Source organism: Dehalococcoidales bacterium (genome assembly GCA_028716225.1).
GTDB lineage: Bacteria > Chloroflexota > Dehalococcoidia > Dehalococcoidales > UBA5760 > UBA5760.
Map to the genome: position 1 here is coordinate 1 of JAQUQE010000039.1, position 10,261 is coordinate 10,261.

The following is a 10,261-nucleotide window of genomic DNA, read 5'->3' on the forward strand; positions in this document are numbered from 1 at the left end:
CCCACTGCCGACACAACATCCTTCTGAAATACTGCCGTTCTGATCATGCCTCTAATATGAGCATTCCCAACTTCCAGCCAATCGGGGTCCAGACTGAACCCGGCGCCGAAGATCCCAGACACATAATTAGAACTTCGGATATTGAGAGCGTCACCGTCAATTATCAAGTAAGGCGATGCCACCGGGCCTATGCGTATTCGTGTGTTTACGTTGTCCAGGACTATCTTTGCTAGGTCTTCATCCCAATTATCCGCCAATCCACTTGGTGATACAATCCATTCTCCAATCATTAGAGTTGACGTGCCAACATTCCATTTCAGGCTTTGCGCTCCCCCTACTCGGAAATAACCTGAGCCATCGATGAATAGACCGGTTTCAGTCCCCGCGAATGTTATAGCTGATGCAGATGGGCCTAATTGGATCCTGGCGTTTGTCTTATCTAAAAGTATGGTTGCATTGGCTTCTGTAAAGTTATCAGCTAATCCACTGGGTGAGACAATCCATTCGCCTATTGTCAAAACTTCTGTGGTTGCATTCCATTTGAGACTCTGCGTTCCACCAGCCCGTAAGTTACCAACCCCATCAACATAAAAACCCTTCTCAACCCCCGCGAATGTTATAGCTGATGCAGACGGGCCTAATTGGATCCTGGCATTTGTCTTGTCCAATAGAATGGTCGCATTTGCCTCTGTGAAATTGTCAGCCAGCCCATGAGGTGAAACGATCCATTCTCCAATTGTCAAGGTGGAGGTTGTCACATTCCATTTGAGACTCTGCGTTCCACCGACCCTTAAATTACCTACCCCATCCACATAAAACCCAGATTCAGTACCGGCAAAAGAAATTGCACTTGCCGAAGCTCCCAACTGTATACGAGCATTCGTTTTGTCTAGGAAAATTGTTGCCGAAGCTTCAGTAAAATTGTCCGCTAATCCATTCGGCGAAACAATCCATTCTCCAATCATTAGAGTTGACGTGCCAACATTCCATTTTAGGCTTTGCGCTCCCCCTACTCTGAAATAACCTGAGCCATCGACAATAAACCCGGTTTCAGTACCGGCGTAAGTGATAGCATCTGCAGAAGGTCCCAGAGCGATCTTAGCGGTCCCTTGTAAATTGCCTAATACTATCTGAGTATCAGCATGACTTATTGATGCATTGCCACCCCAGAGGTCATATTCCCCCATATACCAGGATGAAAACCGTGCCTCTCCATCAATTAAAACTGAAGCGTCCGCTGTTTCTGATAGTACTCCCTGAACTGCATATACCGATACGCTCCGAAGTTTGATGTAACAGGTATCTCCGAGCTCATATATCGACCCTAAACCGTTAATAGTGTACGATCCAGAGCTATCCCTGCCAACATAATGATATGTGATGTCATCGTTTGAAGCGTAGATTTCTGAGAAAGAATATACCACATCAGAGGGTGGTGTGAATGAGACCCTTACCGCGCAATAATTGAATGATGATCCACCCGATACCAACACAGCGGATATCCCAGTTGCAGGGCCCGGGATTGTTTCTGGCAATGCACCCTGTCCGGTCGTTGTGCTGGACCATAGACTATGGACCCCATATACTGAGATTGACTGTGCCTGTACCTGATATTCTACCCCCTCGCTCACGGGGAATATTGTGATTGTAAGGTTGCTCATTTCGGCGGTGTACTGCCATTCAGTCTCATTGGTCATCCTGTATCTGATTCTATAGCCCCTGATTCTCACCGCGTTAGCCGGAGCTGACAGGTATACAATCAGGGTTGAGACAGACCCCCCGCCCGACGTGGTAGAAACATCTGTTCCCGAAGCAACCCCGTCTATTGTGGGGGGATCTGGGACAAATTTTGTTATATCTATCGGAGTTGTTGTTTGGGGATCAAACGGCGGTATCTCACCCGTGTCTGCGTCATAAATCGCCTCTGCCACATCGACTAGGGATAATTGAGCCGTGTAATCTCCAGCCCGGGTGATATTGGATACCAACAGTTCCACCGTCTCGCTGTCCGTCTCTCCGAACATGGCCAGGTCACCTACTTCCGGCCCGGCTGATATTGCGACAGGGGTTGTGAGTTCTAGGGTTGCAGTTTCCCCCACATCGAGGACAACAGACAGAACAAGAGTGGCACCGGACGAAAGCCGGAACCGACAAGCGTAGGTGTTACCCGCCGCCATTGTGACTGATTCATCAAGGGTGATATGAGTAATGTTGCTCCCGGACGTTGTGAGTGATTTTATTCTACCCCAGCTAGATCCCCATAGAGGCACATCATGGGAGACGCGGACCTTATCACCACGCCTACACACAAGATGCTCGAAGTCCTGATAGAGGGAGTATACTTCAGGTCGGAGTCTGGCTTGTGCGATATGAAATCGTCCGAATTTCCAGATCAAATCAGGGGAGGTTATTCCGGGGAATTCTATTGATTCGAAAAGGGTAGCATTCGCGGAGGTATACCCGTCATCATAGACAATGCGCTCATCATCTGCATAGTCATTGTCTTCGTTTTTAAACTTCACCCGGAAGGCGTGAGGGCGATTGTAAAGGGTTTTCTCCGCGGTGAATCCCCATGAGTTCCGAGGCGTGATATGTTGCACAAGGGTTTGTGTCCCGGTGTCGGCAGTGACTGACCACAAGCCATCTTTGATCGTCACGGAGGCCCGGCCTGCGGAGGCTATATCCTGGCAGGTTTCAAAGACGGAGGCCCGATAATCTCGGTACATGTTAAAGGCGTATCCGTTGGTCTCGCAAAACTCGTAAAACTCGCCCAGAGTGGCATCGTCGATCTGCGTGGATGTCCTTGCCCGTGCGTTTGCATTACCAGTCAGGACGTGCCGCATCAGAGCAGCGGGGTTGTTTGTTACCTCGTAGTCTGCCTCATCGGATCCCCATTCTCCCGCGACAGAATCCCACACGGGCGCATAGGACGACACCACTCCGTTAAGATTGTCGATCACACCATTAAGCTGGTCAGTGGCTTTAATTCTGAGGGCGGTTACTGCGACCGGATAAGGGAAATCAAGGGGGTCGTCGGTGTCAATGCCCCGAAGGTTTGTCCAGTACACATCGTCGATAATCTGATCATCGTCAGTGTCTGCAGTTGTCCTGGTAATGCCGACTTCATACTCCTTTGTTTTGTCAACCGGCCAGTTAAAGCCACGTCTGACTATTGATGTGGTCTTGTCTTCAAAGTAGGCAGTTTCGGAAGCCACTGTTCCAGCGGTGCCGCCAGTGACAGAAATTTCATACAAGATTTGGTAGGCACTTCCGATTCTCCTTTGTAATGTGCAGACAAGACCTGTGCACTCTTCCGGAGATAAATCTGTAACTTCTTGAATGATTCCAAAACCTTCCAGAACGTACTCGCCGATCCTGTAACTTCCCTCTATTTCGCCAGTCCCTAAAGCCCGATAAATCACAGCCTCTGGATTGGAGACATAGACACTGTATGTCCCGTTTGCGTCCCCATAGGTACTAATGCTCGTACCACTGACCGATAAGGCCCGGGTAGCGGGGGCATCAACCCATTCCTCTTCCCCTACCTCTCTGTACTGGATGGTTAATTCTACAGTTTCGCTCTGCCTATTCCCAGCATCATCAAACCGGACAAGCCCCTGCGGAAAAGCAAGGTCCACTGACAATTCATCCACATTTGCCTGTGCGGTTCTTGTAACCATCCCCCCGGTAGAGGTCAGTATTGTATTGACTGCGGTCTGATATACCTGTGATGGAAAAAGAGTTATGGGCGTATCTGTTGACCACCCTTCCCTCGTCTCAATCTCCACGTTGCTGTATGAGGTCAGGGCGGTATCCCCTAGCTTCAGATCCTCAATTCGCATCGGGCCGTAACCCCACACAAAGAGCATCCGCAGATATTCATCTGCCCCGACTATTTCTGTATAGGCTTTCGCTCCGAGGGGCGGGTAGACTTTATGTGTCCCCAAAATTACAGGGACCGTCCCCCACGGCTTTTCTTGGTTTGAGCTCGCGCCGATTGAGTAGGTATCAGAGTCGGAGTAAGATTGGCTTGCCGATGTTGTGCTCGACAGCTTTATGGGAGCAATGGCGTTGACGAGTAGCATACCGGCGGTCGTAACAGCGGCCGCAGCCGTAGCGGAAGCTAAAGCTCCATATGTGGCATAGTATTGGCCAGTCGCTGTTGCCGCAACCACAACAGCTATTGTCAATATGGTTCGGAGCGGGTTTTTCCCATCCCCTCCATGTAGGGGAACGCTTATTAGGACGTGGGAATCTACAGGAGGGACCCTCCACCAATCATCACGGGGGATCGGTACGCCGTCAACCTCCACAATCACATACAAGTCAGGGTAGAGGGAGGCCACAATCTCACGTATGGTCGCACCGTGGGGAACCTGTGCTACTTGCGGAGCATGAAAGGCCATCGGGCTTACTATTATTTCTCTGTTATCTGACATATCGATAAAATCCCTCTACCTTCTGTTTCCACTGAATGCCGGTAAACTCTTCAATCGTCGAGTTTATACCCTCCATGACGTGCAACATTCTCTTGCGATCGATCACTATCCCAACGTGATATACCATGCTTCCGGTTCTGAGTAGGATCACATCATACGGTTGTGGCTTATCAACTTTCTGCCATGTCTGTTTCCCGTCCCGTATCATCCGCGTGACCTTTTTTAATGAGGCCAGAGAGCCGTCAACAAACGCCCCGGCGAAGTCCGGGAGGTCGATATTGAGCCGTTCGCAATAGACAAGAACGATCAAACGCCAGCAATCCAGCCCGTTTCGGTCATTACCATCCCTCAAAAAGGGTATTCCTACATATTCAATCATATCAACAATTTGACGACCCTCATATTTGCCCCACAATCGACTTTCTCAGATTGCCCTATATGTTCCTATGCCTAAAATAGCCCCGGAAAGCATGACGGGACAAAAGCACCAGCCGGATAGGGCTCGGCCTCCAGAGTTTCCAATTTTAACGTCCCGGTGATCGTTGTCGCGTTGTATTTTATGTTGACCAGTTGAAATTCCGGCCAGCTTGCGTCTATCGTGTCCAGGGCGTTATCCATTACTATATCAACTTTGCAAGTAACCGGTGTAAATATGCTTCTGATTGCTTCTGTGTATGCCCGGTGAACATTATCAAATTCAATTTGCATCTCTCCAGGGCCTTCATCTGTTTCGTCCGGAAGCTTGATACTCACGGGGAGAAAGATATAGTTGAGGCTGTCTGATACCGTGCCATAAACCTTTTCAAGATCTGTGGTAAGCCCTGCTAATTCCTGAGTTGGATCTGTACTGATCCTGATATCGTCGGCAAGGTCATCATGGGAGAGCGTAATCAGGGCAATCGGACATCTGCCTGTTTCTTGTGCAAAGGCGGCTTCTCGGAAATTCAGTGAGGTGGTCGTCATGGTAAAATCTCCAGGTTTAAACTTACTTCATAAACATCTTCAACCTTTGTCCATGTCGGCACATCGGTAAATCTCATTTCGCAAGCCACGGTATGAGCCGGGGGCTTTGTCCATGAGAATCTAAGAGAACCGCCCAGAAGAGTTGTATTATAAAACGTCTGGAAGGTTGCCAGTTGCGCCGCCGTCATTATCATCGTGCCAGAAACCGGGGATACGCCAGCCGTAAATCTTCGCCGTACTTTAGCGGGCCCTGCATCCATGCTTGATTTGATAGTCACCGCCGGAGCCGATTGTCCATAACCTGCGACAAATAGCTCTTGCGGAAGAGTTGCGCTCCATGCCGGTACACTCATATTATCTCCCCGTTAATCTCTGAGATGCGCCAAAGTTCTGACGCAAGGATTTATTCGATTGACTGCCAAACCGCCCCAGCTTCTTCGCCACTGCCTGATCAATCATTACATCCAGTGTCGGGCTTCCATCTGCCGTCATACCCTCTTTTGTTTCTACGCTGTCACCTGTGGAATTGAAGATATTGACAACCATGCCTCCGCCGCCTGTTGCTTTTACTCCAAGATCACCGCCTATCCGAGTCAATGGCATTATAGCCTCTGCCCCTGCCTCACCCATCAGACCAGCTCCTTGCGCCATGGGAAAGACTGTTGGCCTGGTTACGATTCCACCTGAGGCGAAGGGAATCACATTGCCGTTTTGGAATGCGTTGCCTTTGGCACTACCGAAGAGAGACCCGAAATCAAAGCCGCCTATCGAGCTAAACAACGGCCCCATGATTTGTTGCTGAATGAACATCCTCATCAGGTCATCAATCATTGAATCGACCATGTCGGAAAAGGACATCTCACCTGTGCGGGCGAACGCCACTATTGCATCGGTACTATCGCGGCCCCATCCGTCAATAGCGGTTTTTAGCTCTTTTAGCATTCCGGTTTCGTCATCTTTTTCCTTGTCAAGAATCTTCTTTTTGCTTGCAGCGTACCACTCATCGAGTGCCACCTTGTCAGTGATATAAACAGAATAGGCATCATACTGCTCTTGCAACTTCGCCAGCTCATAATCAACATCAGAGAGCGTGGCCTTTTTGTGGGCGTCTGAAAATTCTGTCTGCTTGTCGGCATAGTCTTTCTCATACTCCTCAAGAGCAGCCCACTTTTCAGACTCGGTTTTGAGGTAGTTATCGACGGTCAGTTGGTGGATCTCTTCTGCCCGTTTCGCTGCCTTCTCTCTCGCTGCTATTGCTTCCGGTGTTTCTTCCACCACTCCGCCACTGGTCACTACAGGGACGTCGGGAACATCAGGGGTTTTCGCACTACCTTTCTTTTTCGCATCTTCAAAGGCATAGTAATCATCGACCTGTTTTTGGAGTTTCTTCACCTCTTCCCGCGCACTTTTAATACCGCGAAGCTTTTCAAGTATTCCTTCCGATATGCCTATTTTCCCAAGTAGTTTGTCGGCAAACCCAACCGCCTTGTAGCCATCTTCAAGTTCCTGTAACTTCTTCTTGGCCGTATCAAGGCTTCCCTCAAGCCGGTTGATATCATCCCCGGCAACCCCGTATATCTGAGCGGCCAATTCTTCACCTAGCCATTTTGTAAATTCTACGGTTGTGGATATCGCTTTTAAAACTTTCCCGAATCCGGTTATCATGGCATTGGTCAGAGTCTGAGCATTCGCGACTGTAGAAGGGTCACTCATTAGCTTGGTGAGGTCTTCAATCGCCGCTGTGGTGCCCTTAACCCCTCCGCCCTTACCGTCGCCCTCAAGCAAGTCACCGAAGGCATTTTTGAGGCTAGCCAGCGCACCCCCCAGGGTATTCCGTGCCGCCTCTGCACTCCCCCCAAACTGTGTTTCGAGCTCTTTGAGAATGATCTTCTGCGCCCCCACTGTGTCGCCGGTTTTTACAAGTTCCTTGACAACCTCTTTTTGTGCCTCCGAAAACTGGATACCGGACCGGGAAAGTGCTGTCATTCCTAGGACTGGATCATTTAGGGCTTTTCCGACTTGCAATGCCGCTGATTTTAGGTCTGTTTTGAGGGCTGTCGCAACGTCAAGGGTTACTTTCTGCGCGCGATTAAATTCATCGCCGCCTATCTTTGTAAATGTAAGAAGGAGTGCCTGCATGGCGATAGTTGTTTCATCGCCATAGGTCGTTATCTTTTGGAGTTCCGCCGCATAGCCTTGTAATTTAGAGGACAATTCAGGGGTATAACGGCCTGTTGATTTAAGGGTCTGCTCAAGCTGAGCTATTGCCGCCTCCTGCACTTTGGTCGCATTGGTAACAGCACGAAAAGCCGCACCTATGGCAAGGGCAGAGACAAGCATCTTGAGGCTGCCTGCAACCCCTGTAAAACTCTTTCCTACCTTCGCCATGGCGGTCTGCATTTTGGTAGCGTTGGTCTGGACATGCTGCCGAGCCTTGCCCATATCCCGCCCGAACGCGGCGTGACCGGCACTTAGTTCTACCCTTGCGGCACCAATCGGATCTGCCATTTCATTCCTCTATTTAAAGTTGGCACTTAACCCGGTTAACTGCCAAGCGCCTTGTTCGAAAACCCCATCCCACCCGATTCTAAAGAAACAAAACGGTAGGTGTATCTCAAAATTAGGGAGCCATACATTTATGCTTAATCCGAGGCTTATATTAGCCCACCCAGTCCACCAGAAATAACACACGAATTTGCCTCGCCTTACAGTGTATTTCACTGCCTGCTACCTCTTTTCCTTCCCCGCTGTTGCTTGCATCGCCCTCTTCAAATCCAGGCTACTCTTGCCCGGCTTCTTGCCCCGGTTCAATTTCTCGTATTTCGGCAACTTCTTTGTCCGTGTGAATGCCGCTATCAACCATGCTTGCTTGTCGTTCCGTTCCATCGTAGCTTCCATCGCAATCCGGCTTTGATACGGCGTCAACTGCCAAAATTCAACCGGGCTTAATCCCGCAACCACCGCCGAGCGATACGCCTGATCCAACCAGTCAGGGTCCGCTTTTTTTTTACATCGCCTTCAGGTATCGGAGCATCACCAAAGTACGCAAACTTCAAAGCCTCCTGAACATCGTTGGCAAAGGGTATCAGAGGAGGCGATAACTCCATGATCTTTTCCGGGGTCATCTCTTGGTGCTTCTCCCTCATTCCAGCGGACCCGACAAAGGCCACGGTTTCCGGCTCAAAGAGATTCGGATTGTCGCCGTACTTCTCCGCTACTTCTGCAAGAGCGGCCCAGGTGTAGCGGAGGGAGTAGGGCCTACCGTCAATTTTCGTAATCTTCAGACCGGTTATCATGAGAGTGTCAATGCTCCTACCCGGTGGATCGTGATCGAACCGCTTACCTTGTCATCGCCACTACCGGAATCAGAGATACCGACAATGTACCCGGTGAAGGTGTGAACTGCGTCATCCGAGTAGGTGAGCTTGAAGGTTTTAAGAGTCTTTGCGGCCCTCGCCGTTTCCACGGCCAGCAGTCCCGTGTCATCCGAGGTCCAGTTGACCGAGAAGGTCATCGCGCTACCGCGGGGAATCCCCGGCTTCTCTTCGGCCCTTGTTGATCCCAAAGCGGTATAGTCAATCATATTGTGGGTGTCGCCAGGAAGGTCCCAGTCGGTGATCGAACATATCTCGGTATAAGACTGCGGGGTCATCGTTGCGCTGTCGGTGTTGTCGGTAATAGTGAGAGCACTGGCATCAAGATCAATCGCAAACGTATTCGTTGTTACATGCGAGACCACATAGGTATTCCCGTTGATGTCCGCCGCATCATCCCCGGCGAAGCTTGCAGCCGCGACAACATCACCGTTTGACAAACCGTGCGCGGCGGCGGTTAGTATCATAGGATTGGTGAGGCTGATTTCCGTTATGGTTATAGCCCCACCCGTCCCGGTGTTCATCTCTAATTTGGTTCCCTGTGATTCCAGCATATCTACTGCCATTGTATTATCCTCCTTTGATTTTATATTGTGTACCAAACGCTGTAATCAGCTATTATCCGTAATGCATTAACTTCTGGTTCTTTTTGTTCAAAATCTGAAATAAACAATATGGAGCTAACGGTTACGCCCGCAACCGTTCCACTGTACCCTCCTAAAACTGACTTAACGGCTTTAGACAAGGCTCTAAGGTTAGAATAGCCAGCCTCACTGTTGGCAGTCTCTTGAACCCATAAATCAATTTGAACGCGAGGGTTTTCTTTCCCACTCGGCCCCCGAAGCGCATTTTCTCCACGCCCAAATATAGAATAAGCAATGAAGGGGTAAGTCGGGTTCTGCGGAATCTTGATAAATGGGCAGCACCTTGTAGTGATAGCTTTCACCGTTGCATCGTTTGTTAAAATGCTGTTGATTGCTTTCCCGATCATCTCAATCCCGCCCTTTGCCCCTTAGTCAATGTTCCCTTTGCTGCTTTTTTCGCCAACAACTTTGCCGACTTCTCCAGGGATTTCCATAGTTCCTCTTTCAGCATATTAAGACTTTTCATTTTGTTGTTATCCCACGCATTGCGCATGAAAGGTACAGGAGATGTAAACCCCCTATATGCACCACTCTTTGTAAATCTTGCAGTAGTTCCAAACTCTATCAAATGAGCGTGAGGAGCGGTCGAGCCTACATATACAGTCACCCGAGATTTATCAAATCGGCCCCGCTGTGACGCTTTTAGAGACGTTGAAACTTTTATTGTGTCCCTAAAGTGCTTTGATTTTGCATACTCTTTTGGCTTTGGTGCCCACGGAGCGTTATTCTTTGCATCTTCCGCAATAGGAGCCGCACACTTCTTTAGGGCATTGCGCACGACTGTCTTTTTCATGGAGAGCGTGGGAAGCTGTTCGAGGGCATCCATACACTCTTTCAGGCC

The 10,261-nt window shown here is 49.5% G+C and carries 10 protein-coding genes; all 10 read right to left on the reverse strand.

All coding sequences use genetic code 11. The annotated features are described in order from the left end of the window. A partial coding sequence (locus PHI12_11805) for a hypothetical protein (GenBank protein MDD5511475.1) occupies positions 1-4,439 on the reverse strand: 4,439 nt, incomplete at its 3' end. After that, on the reverse strand, positions 4,429-4,791 hold the full coding sequence (locus tag PHI12_11810) for an NlpC/P60 family protein (GenBank protein ID MDD5511476.1): 363 nt from the start codon (positions 4,789-4,791) through the stop codon (positions 4,429-4,431). The genes PHI12_11810 and PHI12_11805, both read right to left, overlap by 11 nt. 98 nt (positions 4,792-4,889) lie before the next feature. Continuing rightward, positions 4,890-5,402, reverse strand: a complete 513-nt coding sequence (locus PHI12_11815; GenBank protein ID MDD5511477.1) for a DUF1833 family protein — start codon at positions 5,400-5,402, stop codon at positions 4,890-4,892. Further along, complete coding sequence (locus PHI12_11820; protein ID MDD5511478.1) at positions 5,399-5,755, reverse strand: hypothetical protein; 357 nt, start codon at positions 5,753-5,755, stop codon at positions 5,399-5,401. Before PHI12_11820 ends, PHI12_11815 begins: the two co-directional genes overlap by 4 nt. Before the next feature lies 1 nt (position 5,756). Then, entirely contained in the window at positions 5,757-7,910 is a 2,154-nt protein-coding gene (locus PHI12_11825) for a phage tail tape measure C-terminal domain-containing protein (protein ID MDD5511479.1), read from the reverse strand. A 219-nt stretch (positions 7,911-8,129) separates the two neighbouring features. Continuing rightward, the gene (locus PHI12_11830; GenBank protein ID MDD5511480.1) at positions 8,130-8,300 is read right to left on the reverse strand and encodes a hypothetical protein; all 171 of its coding nucleotides are present in this window, start codon (positions 8,298-8,300) and stop codon (positions 8,130-8,132) included. Between the two features lie 47 nt (positions 8,301-8,347). Beyond that, on the reverse strand, positions 8,348-8,698 hold the full coding sequence (locus tag PHI12_11835) for a hypothetical protein (protein MDD5511481.1): 351 nt from the start codon (positions 8,696-8,698) through the stop codon (positions 8,348-8,350). Continuing rightward, entirely contained in the window at positions 8,695-9,342 is a 648-nt protein-coding gene (locus PHI12_11840; protein ID MDD5511482.1) for a phage tail tube protein, read from the reverse strand. Before PHI12_11840 ends, PHI12_11835 begins: the two co-directional genes overlap by 4 nt. A gap of 20 nt (positions 9,343-9,362) precedes the next feature. Next, positions 9,363-9,767 (reverse strand): hypothetical protein, encoded by a 405-nt coding sequence (locus PHI12_11845; GenBank protein ID MDD5511483.1) that lies wholly within the window; start codon positions 9,765-9,767, stop codon positions 9,363-9,365. Further along, positions 9,764-10,261: HK97 gp10 family phage protein (locus PHI12_11850; GenBank protein ID MDD5511484.1), on the reverse strand; the 498-nt coding region annotated here is incomplete at its 5' end. The genes PHI12_11850 and PHI12_11845, both read right to left, overlap by 4 nt.

What these genes read in the sequence shown, in the direction of transcription:
- PHI12_11845 (MDD5511483.1), bottom strand. Translation starts at nt 9,767, where the DNA reads ATGATCGGGAAAGCAATCAACAGCATTTTAACAAACGATGCAACGGTG.
- PHI12_11835 (MDD5511481.1), bottom strand. Translation starts at nt 8,698, where the DNA reads ATGATAACCGGTCTGAAGATTACGAAAATTGACGGTAGGCCCTACTCC.
- PHI12_11830 (MDD5511480.1), bottom strand. Translation starts at nt 8,300, where the DNA reads ATGGAAGCTACGATGGAACGGAACGACAAGCAAGCATGGTTGATAGCG.
- PHI12_11815 (MDD5511477.1), bottom strand. Translation starts at nt 5,402, where the DNA reads ATGACGACCACCTCACTGAATTTCCGAGAAGCCGCCTTTGCACAAGAA.
- PHI12_11825 (MDD5511479.1), bottom strand. Translation starts at nt 7,910, where the DNA reads ATGGCAGATCCGATTGGTGCCGCAAGGGTAGAACTAAGTGCCGGTCAC.
- PHI12_11840 (MDD5511482.1), bottom strand. Translation starts at nt 9,342, where the DNA reads ATGGCAGTAGATATGCTGGAATCACAGGGAACCAAATTAGAGATGAAC.
- PHI12_11820 (MDD5511478.1), bottom strand. Translation starts at nt 5,755, where the DNA reads ATGAGTGTACCGGCATGGAGCGCAACTCTTCCGCAAGAGCTATTTGTC.